The sequence below is a fragment of the Paenibacillus sp. UNC496MF genome, from assembly GCF_900113915.1.
GTDB lineage: Bacteria > Bacillota > Bacilli > Paenibacillales > Paenibacillaceae > Paenibacillus_Z > Paenibacillus_Z artemisiicola.
The window spans coordinates 688,666-708,273 of sequence record NZ_FORE01000005.1 but is presented as its reverse complement, the minus strand read 5'-3'; the positions used below and the strand labels follow the sequence as shown (position 1 = coordinate 708,273).

Below are 19,608 nucleotides of genomic sequence, written 5' to 3'. Positions count from 1 at the left end.
TTAGCGAATCGATCGATTTAGGAGGCTGGAGCGTGGCGCAATTTTTGTGGTACCCGCTTAAGGATCTGCCCTTTATTTTTCTCGTTCTGATGATCGCGTTCACGGTCCATGAATTCGCGCATGCGTTCAGCGCATATAAGTTCGGCGACAGGACGGCGTACGACGCGGGGCGCGTCACGCTCAATCCGAGAGCGCATCTGGACGTGCTCGGGACGATTCTGCTGCTCGTCGCGGGCTTCGGCTGGGCGAAGCCGGTTCCGGTCAACCGGGGGAAGTTCAAGTCCCCCCGGCTGATGGGCATCGTCGTGTCGGCGGTCGGACCGCTCAGCAACCTGCTGATCGCCGTCCTCGGCATCATCGCGGTCTATATCGTCAACGAAACGGGCTATCTGAGCACGGCCTCGCACGGCGTGCAGCAAGCGGTCGGGCATTTCTCCTATTATCTCATTACGATTAACATCCTGCTGTTCCTGTTCAACCTGATTCCGGTTCCGCCGCTCGACGGCTACCGGATCATTCAGGATCTCGTTCCGCTTCAGATCAGGTACCGCATGGACCAGCTGGCCCACTGGGGCATCTTTCTGTTCCTGCTGATCGTGTTCATTCCCGCGCTGCGAAGCAATACGCTGGATCCGTTGTTCTCGTACTGGTTCGATATCTTCCTGTTCGTTTGCCGCAGGTGCGAGCTTGTTTTCGATCCCGTGAATTGGCCGCTTCTTTGGACCGATTTTTTCGCGAGTTCCATGTAATCCGTGATCCCGCTGGTAAATCTTATGCCTGCTGGCGAAGCGGGTTCAAAACGTGTATGATGAAGGTTGGAGCGTTCACGCGGACTGCCGGCCGGCGGCCCGCGATTCGATAGGAAAGGTTCAACACCGATGCAGCGATACTTTGTAACGCCGGAGCAGATCGCCGGGAGCCGAATCGTGCTCGCCGGGGACGATGCTCATCACATAACGCGCGTCATGCGCATGGAGGCCGGCGACGTCATCGTCGTCAGCGACGGCGTCTCCCGCGTGGCGGAGGCGCGAATCGCGGCCGTGTCGCCGGGCCGGGTAGAGGCGGATGCCGCGGAATGGCTGCCGATGGGCGGCGAGCCGCTCTGGTCGGTGACCGTCGCGCAGAGCCTGCCGAAGGGCGACAAGATGGAATTGGTCATCCAGAAGGGAACCGAGATCGGGGCGGCGGCGTTTCTGCCGTTCGAATCCCAGCGGATGATCGTGCAGTACGACGGGAAGAAGGAAGCGAAGCGGCTGGAGCGCTGGGCCAAGATCGCCAAGGAAGCGGCCGAGCAGGCGCATCGGAGCCGCATTCCGGCGATCGAGGCCGTGGCGTCGTGGAAGCAGCTGATCGCGCGGATTCCGTCGTACGACTTGGCGTTGTTCTGCTACGAGAAGGAGAGCGGCGGCAAGGGCTTGAGAGAAGCCGTGGCCGCTCGCGTGCGGGACGGCGGTTGGGACGGGGCGCGCAGCGTACTGCTCGTCGTCGGCCCGGAAGGCGGCTTCACCGAGCGCGAAGCCGAAGAAGCGGAAGAAGCCGGCGCGGTCGTCGTCGGCCTGGGCAAGCGAATTTTGCGCACGGAAACCGCCGCGATGGTGGGACTTGCCTGCCTCATGTACGAATCAGGAGAAATGGGAGGCGTCTAACGACATGCCGTCGGTTGCTTTTTATACATTGGGATGCAAAGTGAACTTCTACGACACGGAAGCGGTCTGGCAGCTGTTCAAGAACGAAGGCTACGAACAGGTGGATTTCGAAACGACGACCGCGGACGTGTATTTGATCAATACGTGCACGGTGACGAACACGGGGGACAAGAAGAGCCGGCAGATCATCCGCCGCGCCATCCGCCGCAATCCCGACGCGATCATCGCGGTGACGGGCTGCTACGCGCAGACGTCGCCGGCCGAGATTCTCGCGATCGAAGGCGTCGACCTCGTCATCGGGACGCAGGACCGGGACAAGCTGATGGGGTATATCCAGGACCTGCAAAAGGAACGCAAGCCGGTCAACGCCGTCCGCAACATCATGAAGACGCGCGAGTTCGAAGAGCTCGACGTGCCGGATTTCGCGGAGCGCACGCGCGCGTTCCTGAAGATTCAGGAGGGCTGCAACAACTTCTGCACCTTCTGCATCATCCCGTGGTCCCGCGGGCTGTCCCGCAGCCGCGACCCGCAGAGCGTGCTCGACCAGGCGCGCCAGCTCGTGGCCGCCGGGTACAAGGAAATCGTCCTCACGGGTATTCATACGGGCGGATATGGCGACGATATGGAAAACTACCGCTTGTCGGATTTGCTCTGGGATTTGGACGCCATCGAAGGGCTGGAACGGATCCGGATCAGCTCCATCGAAGCGAGCCAAATCGACGGCAAGATGATCGAAGTGCTCAACAAGTCCGCCAAAATGTGCCGCCACCTGCACATTCCGCTCCAAGCGGGCCATAACGACGTGCTCAAGCGGATGCGGCGCAAATACACGGTGGAAGAGTTCGCGGAGAAAATCCGGCTATTGCACGAAGCGATGCCGGGCGTCGCGATCACGACCGACGTCATCGTGGGCTTCCCGGGCGAGACGGAAGCGATGTTCCGCAGCGGCTACGACTTCATGGAGAAGCTCGGCTTCGCCGAAATGCACGTCTTCCCGTACTCCAAGCGGACGGGAACCCCGGCCGCGCGGATGGAGGACCAGGTCGACGAAGAGGTGAAGAACGAGCGCGTTCATCAGCTCATCGACTTGTCGGAGCGCATGCAGTTGAAGTACGCGGAGCAATACGTCGGCCAGGTGCTGGACGTCATTCCGGAGCGCGAGCTCCAGGGGCCGAACGGCGAAAGCCGCGTCATGGGCTACTCCGACAACTACATCCAAATCGCGTTCGACGGAGCCGAATCGCTCATCGGCCAGCTGTGCCGGGTGAAGATTACGGCAGCCGGCGTCAACGAATGCCAAGGCGTGCTCGTCCGCGTGCTGGAGGAGCATACGGCTCCGGCCGAACGCGCCGCAAGCGCGGTGCGGGCCGAGCAAGCCAAGCGCAAGCCGCTGCCGCAGGCGCTGCAAGCCTAACGAACCGAACAGGTTTACCCGCAAGGATTCTTGTCCCCGCCCCCGAGGCGGGCAAGAATCCTTGCTCTACATACCGAGCCGATTCCGAGATGGCGGAGGGGAGACACATATGAAAGAAATTTCAGCAGGCGGCGTCGTATTTCGCCGGGTGAACGGCGAGCTTCAAATTCAGCTTATTCAAGACCGCTACGGCAAAATCTCGCTGCCCAAGGGCAAGATGGAACAAGGCGAAACCGTGGAGCAAACGGCCCTGCGCGAAATTTCGGAAGAGACCGGAATCCAAGGCAAGATCGTGTCCCCGATCGATCAGATCAAGTATCGGTACAGCCACGAGGCCAAGGGTCTCGTCGACAAAGAAGTCCATTATTACCTCGTGGAAGCCGTCGGCGGCAAGCTGCAGGCGCAAGTGGAGGAAATCCGCGGCGTGGAATGGTTCGAGCCGGCGGACGCGTGGCGCAGGCAGAAGCAATCCGGCTACAACAACAACGACCGGATTTTGGGAGGCGCGCTGCGCCTGCTCGGGTTTACGTTCATGGACGGCAATTAACTAAAAAGCAGGCTCTGGAGGGCGCGGGAACCGCGTCCGTCATCCGGCTTGGAACCGGCGGAGCCGAGGATGGTAGCAGACCGGCAGCGCGAGCAGCGAGCAGACGATGTTGAAGATCGTTTGCGCGTGGGCGATTTGCCCGGCGGGCGACGCGGTCATCCAAGCCGCGGCTTGCCCGAGCTGCGCCGTGAACGGGGCGAACAAGGCGGCGCCGCCGACGTTCAGCAGCACGTGCGACCAGGCGACGAACCGGCCGGAGGGCGTGCCGCCGATCGCGGCGATGACCGCCGTGACGCAGGTGCCGACGTTGGCGCCGAGCACGATGGCGATGCCGACCTCGACGGGCATGACGCCGGATTCGGCGAGGCCCATCGCGATGCCGATGACGGCCGCGCCGCTGTGAATGACGGCGGTCAGCACCACGCCGGCCGCGAGGCCCCAGAGGACGCTCGTTTCCGCATGGCGCAGGAAGGCGCCGAAGAACGGCGTCGATTGGATGGCCGGCGCGATCGACTGCATCATCGCGATGCCGACGAGCAGCAGGGCGAAGCCGCCGGCAACGACGGCGCCGGTGCGCATGGGGACGATCGCGCGTCCGATGCGCCGCATTGCCGCGCTGCCGCGGCCGAATTCCATTTCGCCGAAGAGCGCGGTGAGCAGCCAGAGCGCGAACGAGCAGGCGAGCAGCGGCGGGCCGAAGCGGCTCAGGTTCAAGCCGATCAGCTCCGTGGTCAGGCAGGTGCCGATATTGGTGCCGAGCACGATGCCGAGCGTGCGCGGGAACGTCAGCAGGCCGGCATTGACCATGCCGATCGCCATCACCGTCACGGCGGTGCTGCTCTGCAGGACGGCCGACGCCGCGGTTCCGACCAACAGGCCGTGCAGGGGCGTGGAGGTGAACCGTTCCAGGAGGCGGTGAAGATTGCGTCCGACGGAACGATGCAGGGCGAGCTCCATCGTCCGCATGCCGGAGAGGAATAAGACGAAGCCGCCGAGCATCGGCAGCGCGATGGTGAACAGCATATTCGGGCAAGCTCCTTTACGGTGGGAATGCGGCGAACGAAGGACGGCGGCAAGCCGATTCGACAACGCGATTCAATCCGGCGGTTTATCAGGTAACGATACATATGCGAACGGCAAGACAAGCATGACAAGCAATTCAGGGGCGAAAGAGGCGGAAGCAGAGATGGAACGCGCAAGAGCGGTACTGAAGAAGGAACGCAAGAAAAGAACGGAAGGCGGCCATCCGTGGATTTTCGCGAGCGAGATCGAGCGGATCGAAGGCGAAGGCGCGCCCGGCGGCCTCGTGGACGTCGTCAATCACCAAGGCCGGTATTTGGCGACGGGCTATTGGAACCCGGCCTCGCAGATCGCGGTACGCGTCGTCGCGCACCGGCCGGTCGAGGCGATGGACGAAGCGTTTTTCGCGGAGCGGTTCCGGCAGTGCGAGCAGCATCGGCGGCGCTTCGTGAACGGCCGCGATTGCCGGCTCGTGTACGGCGAAGCGGATTTTCTCCCGGGGCTTATCGTCGACCGGTTCGGCGGCGTGCTCGTCGTCCAGCTGCTGACGCTGGGGATGGAGGCGCACCGGGAGGCGCTCGTGGCGGCGCTCGTCGCCGTGTTCGCGCCGGACGGCATCTACGAACGGAGCGACGTATCCGTGCGAACCCTGGAAGGGCTCGAGGAACGGACCGGCGTGCTCTACGGCGAATGCCCGCGCATCGTGGAGATTACGGAGAACGGCCTCAAGCTGGAGGTCGACATCGTCGAAGGGCAAAAAACGGGTTATTTCTTCGACCAGCGCGAGAACCGCGCGTCGATCGCGCCGCTCATGACGGGATGGGGCGCGCGCAGCGGCATCCGGCTCGTCGAGCAGCCGGCGGACGATCAAGCCGCGGAGGCCGACGATACCGGCACGATCGCCGAGTTGGAGGAGCGCCTGTCCGTTCCGGTCAACGCGAACGGCAAAGTCGTCACCTTCCCGTACTGGGACGGCGCGACGGTGCTGGAATGCTTCGCCCACACGGGCAGCTTCACGCTGCACGCGTGCAAATACGGGGCGAAGAAGGTGACGTGCCTGGACGTCTCCGCCCATGCCGTGGAGACGGCGAAGCGCAACGTCGAGCGCAACGGGTTCTCGGACCGCGTCGAATTCGTGGTCGCGGACGCGTTCGCGTATTTGCGCGCGCAGGCGAAGGGGATCGAGGAGCGGATGGAGCGGGGCAAGACCGCCGCGGCCGGCAGCGGCGCGAAGGTCGATACGTCGAAGCCGCTGAGCGGGGAGACGGGCCGCAAATGGGACGTCGTCATCCTCGATCCGCCGGCGTTCGCGAAGACGAAGCACGCGGTCGAGGGCGCGGTCAGAGGCTACAAAGACATCAACCTGCAGGGCATGAAGCTGGTGAACGAAGGCGGCTATCTCGTGACGGCCAGCTGCTCGTACCACATGCGGCCCGAGCTGTTCCTGGAGACGATCCAGGCGGCGGCGGCCGATGCCGGCAAGACGCTGCGGCTCGTCGAATGGCGCGCGGCGGGCAAGGACCATCCGCAAATTCTCGGCGTTAACGAAGGCCATTACTTGAAATTCGCCATTTTCGAGGTGCGGAGCAAGTAGGGGCCGGCGGCGTCGAACGGCCGGCGAAGCGGCGGAAGCACGGAGCGGAGATAGGCGCGGGTTCCGAAAGGAGCGGCGAGGTCCCGTCCGAAGCGGAAACGCCTGGCGGCAAGGCGGGGCAAGTTCAGAGAGTCGGCATGCGAGCAAGAGCGGTCCCCGGGGGCCGCTCTTTTTTCGCGCGCCCGCGAGAGAATCCGGGCCAAGCCGGCGCCGAGCAGGATTTACCTGCGCCCGAATCGAACAAATATTCGCCTTTCGGGGTGAAAGGACCGCATCCGGTATGCTAGAATAGAACAACCGATAGTAGAATCGATTGCGAGAAAGAAGAGGTGGGCGCATGGCGCTTCGTTTTGTCCTCGGCCGTTCGGGCGCGGGGAAAACCCATCATTGCCTCTCGGCCATCACGAGCCGGATCGGGGAGCTACCCGACGGACCGCCGCTCGTCATGCTCGTGCCGGAGCAGGCGACCTTCCAGACGGAGTACGCGCTGCTCGGCAGGCCGGAATCGCCCTTGAAGGGGACGATCCGGGCGCAGGCGCTCAGCTTCCGGCGGCTGTCGTTCCGGGTCATGCAGGAGACCGGGGGAACGGCGCTGACGCCGATCGGCGAAGACGGCAAAAACATGCTGCTCTACAAGATCGTCTCCCGGCTGAAGGGCGAGCTGCAATTGTTCGAGGGCAGCGAGAGCCAGCACGGGTTCATCGAACGGCTTGGCGAGCTGATGACGGAATGGAAACGGTACGGCATCGACGCCGAAGCGCTGCGGGCGTTCGGGGACCAGGGGCTCGCGGGGTCGCGCCATTCGCTGCTGGGGCGGAAGCTCGGCGACCTGCAGCTCATCGCGGACCGGCTGGAACGGGAGCTTGCGGGCTTGTACATAGATGCGGAGGATTATTTGGGGTGGCTGGCGAGAGGGCTGCACGAGGCGCCTTCCATGCGCGATTGCGAGATTTGGGTCGACGGCTTCCACGGGTTCACGCCGAAGGAGCTGGAAGCGCTGGAAGCGCTCATGAAGCATGCGAAGCACATGACGGTCACGCTGTGTCTGGACAAGCCCTACGGCGCCGGGGACTTGCCGCACGAGCTGGATCTGTTCCGCCCGACGGCGGAGACGTTCCTGAAGCTTCGCGAGCTGGCGGCGAACAACGGCGTCGACGTCGAGGAGCCGCTGCTGCTGGCGGGCACGCCGTGGCGGTTCAAGGAGAGTCCGATGCTCGCCCATGTCGAGCGGCATTACGGCCGCGGGGGCCGGACGCCGCTGCAGCTGCCGGCGGAGACGCTGGCGGACGGGCAGATTTCGCTGCGCGCCGCTTCCGGCCGGCGCGCCGAGGTGGAGGCCGCGGCCCGGGACATCGTCCGCCGGGTGCGCGACGAAGGACTGCGCTACCGCGACCTCGCGGTGATGGTGCGGAACGCGCCGGATTACAACGACTACATCAAGGCGGTCTTCGCCGATTACGGCATTCCGTTCTTCCTCGACCAGAAGAACGCCGCGCTGCATCATCCGCTCGTCGAATTCATCCGGTCCGCGCTCGAGATCGCGTCGTACGGCTGGCGGTTCGAAGCGGTGTTCCGCTGCGTCAAGACGGAGCTGCTGCTGCCGGAGGACGGGAGCGTCACGCGGGAAACGTTCGATCTCTTGGAGAACTTCGCCCTCGCGACGGGCATGAACGGCAACAAATGGCTGACGGCCAGCCAGTGGAGGCCGCTGGCGCGCGACACGCTCGAAGGCGAGCCGGCGGAGGCGGGCGTACGGGAGCGGCGCGAATTCGAAGCGGTCATGGCCGCGCGCGAAGCCGTCGTCCCCGTCCTGCGGAAATTCGTCCGCGAGCTGAAGAAGGCGCGGGACGTCCGGGGCATGTGCGAGGCGCTGTACCGGCTGCTGATGGCCGTCGACGCGCCCGACCGGCTGGAGCGGTGGAGCCGCAGGGAGATCGCCGCGGGCCGTCCGCTGCGCGCGCGGGAGCACCGGCAGCTGTGGGACGGCGTGATGGATCTGCTCGACCAGCTGACGGAGATGACCGGCGCGGAGGCGCTGCCGCTCGAGCTGTTCGCCGGCATGGTCGAGACCGGGCTCGAGAGCCTGAAGCTGGCTTCGGTGCCGCCGTCGCTCGACCAGGTGCTGATCGGCAGCATCGACCGGACGCGTTCCGGCAACATTCTCGTCTGCTACCTGCTCGGGGCGAGCGACGGCGTCATGCCGCAGCGGATGCAGGAGGACGGCGTGCTGACGGAGCAGGAGCGGGAAACGATGGAGAGCGGCGGCCTCGTCATGGCGCCCGGCGTCCGCCGGAAGCTGCTGGACGAGCGGTTCATGATCTATAACGCGCTGACGACGCCGAGCCGGCATCTGTGGATCAGCTGGCCGCTGGCCGACGAAGAGGGCAAGAGCCTGCTGCCGTCCGAGGTCATCCGGCACGTGAAAGGGCTGTTCCCGGGGCTGGCGGAATCGGGCGCCGCCATGGAGCCCGTACCGGGCATGAGCCGGGACGAGCAGCGCTCCTTCGTGGCCCGTCCGGAACGGACGCTCTCGTACCTCGTGACGCAGCTGCGGGCATGGCGTCACGGGACGGCGATCGCCCCGCTCTGGTGGGAGACGTACAATTGGTTCGCGGCGCGGCCGGAATGGCAGGACAAACTGCGCCGGCTCGCGGGCTCGCTGCGCTATACGAACGAGGAGCCCGCGCTGTCACGCGAGACGGCGGACCGGCTGTACGGCAAGCTGCTGCGCGGCAGCGTCTCCCGGATGGAGCGCTTCGTCTCGTGCCCGTTCCAGCATTTCGCCATCCACGGGCTGCGGCTGCGCGAACGGGCGCAGTACAAGCTGGCCGCGCCGGACATCGGGCAGCTGTTCCATGCCGCGCTCAGCCGGCTGACGGAGACGCTCGGCGACCGTTGGGGCTCGCTGACGCCGGAGGAGCTGCGCGAGCATTGCGCGGCGATCGTCGGCGAGCTGGCGACGAGGCTGCAGTCGCAAATCCTGTTCAGCAGCAGCCGCCACCAATTCGTGGCGCGCAAGCTGCGCGACATCATCGGCCAGGCCGCGGTCATTCTCGGCGAGCATGCGCGGCGGGCGCAGTTCCGTCCGGTCGGGCTCGAAATCGGCTTCGGACCGGACGGGCCGCTGCCGCCGGTCACGATTCCGCTCTCGGACGGGCGGACGCTGGAGATGGCCGGCCGGATCGACCGCGTGGACGCCGCCCAGACGGCCGACGGCCTCCTGCTGCGCGTCATCGACTACAAGTCGAGCGCGAAGCAGCTGCGGCTCGAAGAAGTGGCGTACGGCATGGCGCTGCAGATGCTGACGTACCTGGACGTGCTGCTCACGCACGCGCCGGAATGGCTCGGCCAGCCGGCGAAGGCGGCGGGCGCGCTCTATTTCCACGTGCATAACCCGATGCTGGCGTCATCCAACGGCCTGCCGCCGGCGAAGGCGCGGGCGGAGATGCTGAAACGGTTCAAGCTCAAAGGACTCGTGCTGGCGGACGAAGAGACGGTCCGCCTGATGGACGGCGCGTTGTCGACGGGTTACTCCGATTTGCTTCCGCTCGCCTTGAAGCGGGACGGCGGATTCTACAACAGCTCTTCCGTCGTCTCGGACGAGCAGTGGGGCACGCTGCGCCGTTCCGTTCGAGGCACGCTGCGCAAGATCGGCGACCGGATCGCGAGCGGCGACGTGTCGATCGCGCCGTACCGGCTCGGCGGCAAGACGCCGTGCGAGTTTTGCGACTATAAGCCGGTGTGCCAATTCGATCCGCTGATCGAGGGCAACGACTACAACAAGCTGCAGAAGACCGGCAAGGACGACGTATGGAAGCTGCTGTCGGCCGGGGACGAGCAGACGGAACAAGAGGCGGAACAGGTTACGAACGATGCCGCGGCCAACGCGAAACCGGAAGGAAAGGAGGATGACGAGGCATGACGACGCAAACGATGCCGGCCAAACCGGCCGGCAGCACATGGACGGACGATCAATGGCGCGCCATCGTGACGGGCGGCAGCAATATCCTCGTCGCCGCGGCGGCGGGCTCCGGCAAGACCGCCGTGCTCGTCGAGCGGATCATCCGCAAAATCGCGAACGACACGGACGTCGACCGGCTGCTCGTCGCGACGTTCACGAAGGCGGCCGCAGCCGAGATGAAGGAGCGGATTCGGATCGCGCTCGAGAAGGAGCTGGACAAGCGCCCGGATTCCGATCATCTCCGCAGGCAGCTCGCCCTGATGGGACGGGCGTCCATCACGACGCTTCACTCCTTCTGCCTCGACGTCATCCGGCGGTACTATTCGCTGATCGGCCTCGATCCCGGCTTTCGGATCGCCAACGAGACGGAAGCGGAGCTGCTGCGCATGGACGTGCTGGACGAGCTGTTCGAGGAACGGTACGCGGCGGCGGAACGGAACGGCCCGGAAGGGGAAGGGGCGGATTTCCTCGCGCTCGCGGACCGGTTCGGCGGCGAGCGCGGCGACGAGCCGCTGTATGCCCTCGTGCTGAAGCTGTACGACTTCGCCCGGAGCCATCCGTGGCCGAACGCGTGGCTGCGGCAGACGGCGGCTTCCTTCCGCGTCGGGGACGCGGCGGAGCTGGGACGCTCGGAATGGGTGGCGAGCCTCGGCGCCGTCGTCGCGCTGACGCTGCAGGGCGCGGAGAGCCTGCTGGGGCAGGCGCTCGAAATCGCGCGGCAGCCGGCGGGGCCGGACGCGTACGCCGCCACGTTCGATGACGATCTGGCGGTCGTACGCGCGCTGCTTGCCCGCGTGGATAACGAGCCTTGGGAAACATGGCACGAGGCGTTCGCGGCGGCGGGCTTCGGCAAGCTGAAGAGCCAGCGCGGCGACGCGGACAAGGGGCTGCAGGAGCAGGCCAAGGACCTGCGGGAACGGGCCAAGGACATGATCGGGAACCTGAACGACGAGCTGTTCGTGCGGACGCCGGACCAATTCGCGGCGGAGCTGCGGGAATCGGCGCCTTACATGGAGACGCTCGCCGGCCTCGTGGAACAGTTCGGCGAACGGTTCGAAGCGGCCAAGCTGGAGAAAGGCCTGATCGACTTCGGCGACATGGAGCATTATTGCCTGCGCATCCTGCGCGACCCGGCTTCGACGCCGGAGCGGCTGCTGCCGTCGCCGGCGGCCTTGGAGTACCGCCAGCAATTCGAGGAGATTCTGCTCGACGAGTACCAGGACACGAACATGGTGCAGGAAGCGATCGTCTCGCTGATCGGCCGTCCCGGCCGAGGCAACCGGTTCATGGTCGGGGACGTGAAGCAGAGCATTTACCGGTTCCGTTTGGCGGAGCCGGGCTTGTTCCTGCGCAAATACAAGTCGTTCGTTCCGGCCGAGAAAGCTCCCGTGCTGCCGCATGCCGGCGGCGCGGACGGTTCGCCCGGGGCCAAGACGCCCCGCAACCGCGAGGCGATCCTGCTGCCGGCCCGAGCGGAGGAACCCGCCGTCGAACCGTACGGCGAGGCGCTGCTGCCGGCGCTCGCTGAAATCGCCGCCGGGGAGGCGCCGGACGGGGACGAACCGGCGTACGGCGTGCGCATCGACCTGGCGCGGAATTTCCGCAGCCGGCAGGAGGTCGTGGACGGCGTCAACGAAGTGTTCCGGGCCATCATGCGCGAGAAGGCGGCGGAGATGGATTACGACGCGCGCGCGGAGCTCGTCTGCGGGGCCTCGTATCCGCCGTCCGACGAAGGCGGACCGCCGGAGCGGTACGCGGTGGAATTCGCCGTGCTGGACCGCGGAGGCGACGACGGCGAGGAGCGAAGCGGCGCGGCGGCCGAAGGCGAAGCCGCGGAAGCGGGCGAGCCGCCGGCCGAAAGCGCGGAGGATCTCCAGACGGTTCAGCTGGAGGCGCGCTGGATCGCAAGCCGGATTCTCCGGCTGAAAGGGGCGGCGGCGGACAGCGGCATGACGGAGGAACCGTTCCTCGTCTACGACGGCAGGAAGGGCCGCAAGCGGCCGCTCGAATGGCGGGATATCGTCATTCTGCTGCGCGCGGACAAGCAGTGGGCGCCGGTCATCATCGAGGAGCTGCAGCAGCACGGCATACCGGCTTACGCCGAGCTGAGCAGCGGGTATTTCGAAGCGACCGAGGTGGAGACGCTGCTGTCGCTGCTGCGCGTCATCGACAATCCGTACCAGGACATTCCGCTCGCGGGCGCGCTGCGTTCGCCGATCGTCGGCCTCTCCGGAGAAGAGCTGGCGCTCGTCCGCATCGCCGGCGGACGCGTCTCGTATTTCGAGGCGGTCCGGTCGGCGGAGGCCGATTCGTCCGTTCCGGAAGAGACGCGGGCGAAGCTCGGCCGCTTCCTGAACGCGCTCGAGACGTGGCGCGGCGAAGCCCGCCAAGGTTCGCTCGCGGACCTGCTGTGGCGGATTTACCGGGAGACGGGCTACTACGATCTGGTCGGCGGGATGACCGGCGGGCTGCAGCGGCAGGCCAACCTGCGCGCGCTGCACGACCGCGCCCGCCAATACGAAGCGACGACGCTGCGGGGGCTGTTCCGCTTCCTCCGCTTCATCGACCGGATGCGGGACAGCGGCGGCGATCTCGGCACCGCGCGGGCGCTCGGCGAGCAGGAGGACGTCGTGCGCATCATGTCCATCCACAAGAGCAAAGGGCTGGAGTTTCCGGTCGTGTTCGCGGCCGGCCTCGGCAAGTCGTTCAACCGGAGAGACTTGAACAGCCCGTTCCTCATGCACAAACAGCTGGGCTTCGGTCCCCGCTACGTGGACGCGGAGCTGCGGGTAACCTACCCGACCTTGCCGTACTTGGCGATCCGCCACCGGCTCGGCATGGAATCGCTGGCGGAGGAGATGCGGATTCTGTACGTCGCGCTCACGCGGCCGAAGGAAAAAATGTTTCTCGTCGGCACGGTCGGCGACGCGGCCAACCAGCTGCGGCGCTGGCAGTCCGCGCTGGACGCGAACGGGCGGCTGCCGGATTTCCGCATTGCGGGCGCGGCGCGGTTTCTGGATTGGCTCGGTCCGCTCGCCATGAGCGCGGGCCTTCCGCTGTCGGTCGAGAAAGCGGCGGAGACGGAAGCCGGTTTCGAGGCGGAATCGGATGCGCCGACGGACGCGCCGATCGGACGTACGAATGAAGCGTCCGGCATCGCGACGGCAGCGAAGCCGGACGGCGCGGATGCGCTCCGCGCGGAAGAGATGCCGGCGGGGGCTGAAGCCGTTGCTGCGGATAAGTCCTCTCGCATGCCGGACGCCGAATCGTCGCATGCCATGCCGGAAAGCGACGATGGAAGGGATTCGGCGGGTGACGCGCGCGGCGTCGTCGTGCCGTTCGGCACTTGGCGCACGTCGGTCGTTCCCGCGGGATTGCTCGGCATGGAAGCCGCTGCGGGAGCGGAGGCCGGCGACGCGGCGCAGGCCGCTTTCGAGGCGCGCATGCTCGCCGTTCAGCATCTCGCGCCGGTCGACGGCGAGGCCGATCCCGCCGAGGCGGCCGAGATCGGCCGGCGGCTCGGCTGGACGTACCCGTTCGCCGCGGCGGCGGCCACGGCCGCCAAAACGTCGGTGACGGAAATGAAGCGGCTCCACGCCGAATTGAATAGGGACGAGGATGCGCTTCTGCTTCCCGAAGCGGCCGGCGATGACGGCATGGCCGGTTTGGAGAACGCGGCACCGTCGTTCACGGACCCTCTCGGGGATGCGCCGTTCGGGGACATCGGAGAAGTCGATCGGTTAGGGGAAAGCGCCGCGAACGAAGCACCGCCCGCAGCGAACGATGCCGACGGTCCGGAGCAGCTCAGCTTCGACTTCGACGCGTCTTCGGAAGCCGCGACGGGCAAGGCGGCGCACGAACCGGCGGACGGCCGCGCGGCGATCGGGAAGCTAGCCGGCGCGGCGGCCGAACGGGCGGCAGGCGGGGAAAAGACCTTCCGGCTGCGCCGGCCGCGGTTCATGGAGGAAGCGTCGCTCACGGCCGCGGAACGGGGGACGGTCAGCCACCTCGTCATGCAGCATATTCCGCTGGACGGGGAAGGCGGCGTGACGGAGGCGACGGTTGCGGCCACGATCGCGAATCTCGTGGAGCGGCGCATGCTGACGGCGCAGCAGGCCGAGGCCGTGGATGCGGCGGGCGCGGCGGCCTTCTTCGGGGAAGAAGTCGGCCGCCGGCTGCTGGCCGCGCCGTGGGTACGCCGGGAGACGCCGTTCAGCTGCACGCTGCCGGCTGCCCGCGTTTACCCGGACCTGCCGTCCGGCGTCGAGCGCGAGCCGGTGCTCATTCAAGGCGTGATCGACTGCCTGTTCCGGGACGACCGCGGGCTCGTGCTGCTCGATTACAAGACGGACCGCGTCCGTCTCGGCAGGTGGGAGGAAGCGGCGGAACGCCACCGCTTCCAGCTGACGCTCTACGCGGAGGCGATCGCGTCCGCCATCGGCGGCAAGGTCGACGAGTGCTACGTGTTTTTCCTGGACGGAGGCAAGACCGTCAAGCTGTATTAATTCATGGGACGGGGGTACGAACAATCATGCGGATTTTGCATACGGCCGACTGGCACTTCGGGCGGACGCTCGAGGGCCGGAGCCGGCTGGAGGAACAGGCGGCCTTCGTCGACGAGCTGGCGGCGCTGGCGAACGACGAAGCGATCGACCTCATTCTGCTCGCCGGCGACGTGTACGACACCGTCAACCCGCCCGCGGCGGCGGAAGCGTTGTTTTATGAGGCCGTCGCTCGGCTCGCGGACGGGGGCAGGCGGACGATCGCCGTCATCGCCGGCAACCACGACCATCCCGACCGGGTGGCGGCGTCCGCGCCGCTCGCGGCGCGCAGCGGCATCCGGCTCGTCGGCATGCCGACGGACCGGCCGCTCGCCGTCGACGTCGCCCGCACCGGGGAACGGGCGGTCATCGCCGCGCTGCCGTACCCGTCGGAATCCCGCTTGCGGGAGCTGCTGAGCGAAGAGACGGACGAAGGACTGCTCCGCAGCGCCTATTCGGAACGGGTCGGCCGGCTGATGACCGGGCTCGGCTCGGCGTTTCGCCCCGATACCGTCAATTTGGCGATGAGCCATATATACGTGCTCGGCGGTTCGGAGACGGACTCGGAGCGCCCGATCCAGATCGGCGGCGCGTATACGGTAGATCCGTCCGCGCTGCGGATCGGCGCGCAGTACGTGGCCCTCGGCCACCTGCACCGTCCGCAGCGCGTGGCGGGGGACGAGACGATGCGCTACAGCGGTTCGCCGCTCGCGTACAGCTTCTCGGAAGCGGGACAGGCCAAATCGGTCGTCGTCTTCGACGCGAAGCCCGGCGTGGCCGTCGAGCCGAAGGAGGTGCTGCTCGGCTGCGGCCGCCCGGTCGTGAAGTGGAACGCCAAGGGCGGCATCGCCGAGGTGACCGCCTGGATCGAGGAAGGCCGGGACGCCCGGGCTTGGATCGATCTCAGCATCCACATGACGGATGCCATGACGCTGCAGCATATCCAGCAGCTGCGCCGCATGCACGACGGACTCGTACATATCCGGCCGGTATATCCGGAAACGGCGGAGGCGATGGAGCTCGACGCGCGCGCGCGGGAGCAGCTGCCGGCCGAGGAGCTGTTCCGCCGCTTCTTCTCGCGCCAAACCGGCGGCGGGGAACCGGACGCGGAGACGGTGCGGCTGTTCCTGGAGCTGATCGCCGAAGAGGAAGACGCGCCGGATGCCGGCGAAGGGGAAGCGGCCGGCGCGGTACAAGCGGGAGGTGAGCGGGCATGAAGCCGATTTTGTTGAAATTAAGCGGCCTGCAGAGCTACCGCGAAGCGCAGGAGGTCGATTTCGAACGGTTGTGCGAAGCGGGCGTGTTCGGCATCTTCGGGCCGACGGGCAGCGGCAAGTCGAGCATTTTGGACGCGGTGACGCTGGCGCTCTACGGCAAAGTGGAGCGCGCCGCGGGCGGCACGCAGGGCATCATGAACCAGGCGGAGAAGACGCTGGCCGTCGCGTTCACCTTCGATCTGGCGGGAGGCGGGGAGCGCAAGCGGTACCGCGTCGAGCGGCAGTTCAAGCGCGGCGGGGACGTGTCCGTCAGCAATACGCTGAGCCGCTTCGTGGAAGTGACGGACGGCGGCGACGTCGTCGTGGCGGACAAGCTCGCGGACGTGACCCGCTGCGTCGAGGAGCGGATCGGGCTCAACATGCAGGACTTCACGCGGGCGGTCGTGCTCCCGCAAGGAAAGTTCGCGGAGTTTCTGTCGCTGACCGGCAAAGACCGCCGCTCCATGCTGCAGCGCCTGTTCCGCCTCGAGCGGTTCGGCGACGGGCTGGCGCTGAAGCTCAGCCAGCGGCTGAAGACGGCGGAGGCCGCGCTCCAGGAGGCGGCCGCGGAGCAGCTCGGCCTCGGCGACGCGTCGGCCGCCGCGGCGGAAGCGACCGAGGCGCGCTATCGCGAGGCGGCGGCCGCGGCCGCGGAGGCGCGCGCCGCGCTCGCGGAAGCGGAGCGGCTGCACGCGGAGCGCGCGCAGGTGCGCGAGCGGCTGCTGGCGCTGCGCGAGAAGGAGGCGCTGCACGCGCAGCTGCTCGCGGACGCGCCGCGCGTCGCGGCGCTCGAGCGCGAGCTGCAGCGCCTCGCGGCGGCGGAGCGGCTGCTGCCGGCGCTCGCCGCCGCCGGCGCGGCCGAAGCGGCGCTTGCCGCCGCCGCTTCGCGCCGCGAGACGGCCGTGCGGGCGCATGCCGCACGGCAGGAAGCGGCCGCGGCCGCGACCGCCGCGTGGACGGCGGCGGCCGCGGAGGCCGCGGCCGGCGAGCCGCGCCTGGCGCTGCGGCTCGACCAGCTCGCCGGCGCGCGGCGGCTCGAGGGCGAGGCCGCCGAGCTGGCGGCGGGCGTCGCGGCCGACGAGGCGCGCGCCCGCGACGCCGCGGAGCGCCGGCGCGCCTACGGCGAGCAAGCCGCGAAGGCGCAGGAGATGCTCGGCCGCGCGGCGGCCAAGCAGGCGGAGCTGCGCGGCGAGCTGAAGGCGGCGGAGCTGACCGCCGCGGACCGGGAGCGGCGCGCGCGCCTGACGAAGCGGCTGCAGCAGCATGGCCAGCTAGCCGCGCAGGCGGAAGCGTCGCGGGCGGAGCTGGAGGCGGCCGCCGGACGGTTGGCGCAGGCGAGCGCGGCCCGGGAAGCGGCGCGGGCCGAGCATCGGTCGGCGCGCGAGGCGCTGGCCGCGCACGCGGCCGAGCTCCTGCCGGCCGGCGGCGTGCTGGCGCACGCGGCCGGGAAGCTGCGGGAAGCCGCGTCCGCGATTCCGCAATGGGCGGAACGCGCGCGGGAGGCGCAGCGCGAGCAGGCGCGCCTGGAGCTCGCCGCGCGGCTGGCCGCGGATCTGCGGGACGGGGAAGCATGTCCCGTCTGCGGGTCGCGCGAGCATCGCGCGCTGCACCGGGCGCCGCTGGAGGCGGAGGACCGCGGGGACGCGCTGCTCCGGGGCTGGGAGGAGCTGAACGCCCGCTGCCAGCGGCTGCAGCTCGAGCTCTCGCCGTTGCAGACGCGCGCGGAAGCCGCCGCGGAACGGCTGCTGGAAACGCTCGAAGCCGGCCGCGTCGAGGACGCGCACGCGCGGGCGGCGATCTCCGGTGCCGAACCCGAACGCGGCATCGCATACGGTTCCGGCCGCGCGGCCGGCCAGGACGCCGACGGCACGGCCGCTTCCGGCGCCGCGGAGCGGCTCCGCCGGGAAGCCGCCGCCGCGGCCGAAGCGGCGGTCGCAGTGCAGGCGGAATCGCTCGCCGCGTTCGCGCCGGCCGGGCCGGAGCCGGCGCCGGCGGAGGCGCTGGACCGCTGCGCGCGGGCGCTGGACGCGGTCCGCGAGTTGACGGCCGGCGCCGGCCAACGGCTCGCGGCCGGCGAGAAGGCCGCCGCCGCCGCGCGCGCCCGCTGCGTTGAGACGGAGCGCCGGCTCGAGCAGAGCGCGGCGGCTTGCGCGACGCAGGAAGCGCTGGCCGACCGCGCGCGGGCGCATCACGCGCAATGCCGGCAAGCGCTGGAGCGGGAGCTCGAGGAATGGACGGCCCAGCTCGGACCGGAGCTTCGCCCGGATACGGCGGAGACGGCGCTGCTGGCGCTCGACGGGCGCGAAGCCGCCGCGGACGAGCTGCGCGGCCGATTGGACCGCAGCGTCACGTACATCGAGGAGACGACGCGGACGAAGGAAGAGAGCGAGCGGCTCTCGAACGAGGCCGAGCTGGAAGCCGCCAGGCTGGAAGCGTCGCTCCATGAACGGCGCGAGCAGCTGGACGAGAAGCGGCAGCGTCTGTCCGCCGTCACCGAAGGTCAGCCGGCCGCCGAATTGATTCGCGAGGCGGAACGGGAGCTTGCCGGGCTGCGAACCCGGACCGCCGAGCGCTCGCGGCGTCACGAAGACGCCCAGCGGGAGCTGCAGCAGGCGGCCGAGCAGCGGACCGGCGCGGCGGAAGCGGAACGCGCCGCGGAGGAACGCCGCCGCGAAGCCGGCGCCGAGTGGACGGCCGCTCTGGAACGGTCGCCGTTCGAGAGCGCGGACGAGGTGAACGCCTTGCGGCCGATGCTGGATCGGCAGGCCGCGATCGCGGATCTCGTGGCGAAGCACCGGGAAGAAGAGCGGCAGCTGGCGGCGCAGGCGTCCCTGCTGCGGGAACAGCTCGGCGGCCGCACGCTGACGGAAGAGGAATGGGAGGCTTCCGCCGCCGAACTTTCCGCGCGGCGCGCGTCGGGCGAGCTGTGCCTGCAGGCGGCCGCGAAGGCGGAACGGGATCTGGAATCGCTGCGGAGCAAGCAGGAACGGTGGCTCGCGCTGGAGGCGAAGCGCTCGGCCATGGAGCGGCTGACGAACCGGCTGAAGTCGCTGCAGACCGTCTTTCGCGGCAACGCGTTCGTGGAATACGTCGCCGAGGAGCAGCTGGTGCAGGTGTGCCGGGCCGCTTCGGAGCGGCTGGGCTTCCTGACCAAGCGCCGTTACGCGCTCGAGGTCGATTCCGGCGGCGGCTTCGTCATCCGCGACGATGCCGCGGGCGGTCTCCGCCGCCCGGTGTCGACGCTCTCCGGCGGGGAGACATTCCTTGCGTCGCTGGCGCTCGCCCTCGCGCTTTCGGGCCAAATCCAGCTGCGGGGCAAGTATCCGCTTCAGTTCTTCTTCCTGGACGAAGGCTTCGGCACCTTGGATCCCGAGCTGCTGGACACGGTCATCACCGCGCTCGAGAAGCTGCACCACGAGACGCTCGCGGTCGGGGTCATCAGCCACGTGCCGGAGCTGCGGGCAAGGCTTCCGCGCCGGCTGATCGTCACCCCGTCCGAGCCGTTCGGCCGCGGGAGCGCGGTCGAGCTGGAGACGATGTGACGGAACTGTTAACGTTGGTCGCGTCCGGTTGATTTCTACGAGGGAAACCGCTAACGTAGGGAGAGAATGCCGGGGAAGCGAATCGAC

General features: G+C 67.9%; 10 protein-coding genes. 9 read left to right on the top strand and 1 reads right to left on the bottom strand.

What is annotated here, in order from left to right; genetic code table 11:
* The first annotated feature begins 89 nt into the window (after positions 1 to 89).
* The 4 genes from BMZ79_RS08280 (at position 90) to BMZ79_RS08265 (ending at position 3,607) form a co-directional block, all read left to right on the top strand.
* On the top strand, positions 90 to 749 hold the full coding sequence (locus tag BMZ79_RS08280; RefSeq protein ID WP_090638783.1) for a site-2 protease family protein: 660 nt from the start codon (positions 90 to 92) through the stop codon (positions 747 to 749).
* A 129-nt stretch (positions 750 to 878) separates the two neighbouring features.
* Positions 879 to 1,646: an RsmE family RNA methyltransferase gene (locus BMZ79_RS08275; RefSeq protein ID WP_090638516.1), complete on the top strand. Its 768-nt coding sequence runs from the start codon at positions 879 to 881 to the stop codon at positions 1,644 to 1,646.
* A 4-nt stretch (positions 1,647 to 1,650) separates the two neighbouring features.
* Positions 1,651 to 3,060 (top strand): tRNA (N(6)-L-threonylcarbamoyladenosine(37)-C(2))-methylthiotransferase MtaB, encoded by a 1,410-nt coding sequence (gene mtaB / locus BMZ79_RS08270; protein ID WP_090638515.1) that lies wholly within the window; start codon positions 1,651 to 1,653, stop codon positions 3,058 to 3,060.
* A 109-nt stretch (positions 3,061 to 3,169) separates the two neighbouring features.
* The gene (locus tag BMZ79_RS08265; protein ID WP_090638513.1) at positions 3,170 to 3,607 is read left to right on the top strand and encodes an NUDIX hydrolase; all 438 of its coding nucleotides are present in this window, start codon (positions 3,170 to 3,172) and stop codon (positions 3,605 to 3,607) included.
* Positions 3,608 to 3,646: 39 nt separating this feature from the next.
* On the opposite strand, the gene BMZ79_RS08260 is transcribed toward BMZ79_RS08265, so the two are convergent.
* A complete protein-coding gene (locus tag BMZ79_RS08260) occupies positions 3,647 to 4,630 on the bottom strand; it encodes a Na/Pi cotransporter family protein (protein ID WP_090638512.1) in 984 nt (327 codons plus the stop codon).
* A 163-nt stretch (positions 4,631 to 4,793) separates the two neighbouring features.
* On the opposite strand from BMZ79_RS08260, the gene BMZ79_RS08255 reads away from it, so the two are divergent.
* From BMZ79_RS08255 to BMZ79_RS08235, 5 genes are all read left to right on the top strand, one after another.
* Positions 4,794 to 6,221: a class I SAM-dependent rRNA methyltransferase gene (locus BMZ79_RS08255; RefSeq protein WP_090638509.1), complete on the top strand. Its 1,428-nt coding sequence runs from the start codon at positions 4,794 to 4,796 to the stop codon at positions 6,219 to 6,221.
* A gap of 337 nt (positions 6,222 to 6,558) precedes the next feature.
* Complete coding sequence (addB, locus tag BMZ79_RS08250; RefSeq protein WP_090638507.1) at positions 6,559 to 10,143, top strand: helicase-exonuclease AddAB subunit AddB; 3,585 nt, start codon at positions 6,559 to 6,561, stop codon at positions 10,141 to 10,143.
* Entirely contained in the window at positions 10,140 to 14,687 is a 4,548-nt protein-coding gene (locus BMZ79_RS08245) for a UvrD-helicase domain-containing protein (protein WP_090638504.1), read from the top strand. Before addB ends, BMZ79_RS08245 begins: the two co-directional genes overlap by 4 nt.
* A gap of 26 nt (positions 14,688 to 14,713) precedes the next feature.
* Positions 14,714 to 15,940 (top strand): exonuclease SbcCD subunit D, encoded by a 1,227-nt coding sequence (locus BMZ79_RS08240; protein WP_090638502.1) that lies wholly within the window; start codon positions 14,714 to 14,716, stop codon positions 15,938 to 15,940.
* The gene (locus BMZ79_RS08235; protein ID WP_090638500.1) at positions 15,937 to 19,521 is read left to right on the top strand and encodes an AAA family ATPase; all 3,585 of its coding nucleotides are present in this window, start codon (positions 15,937 to 15,939) and stop codon (positions 19,519 to 19,521) included. Before BMZ79_RS08240 ends, BMZ79_RS08235 begins: the two co-directional genes overlap by 4 nt.
* Positions 19,522 to 19,608 lie beyond the last annotated feature (87 nt).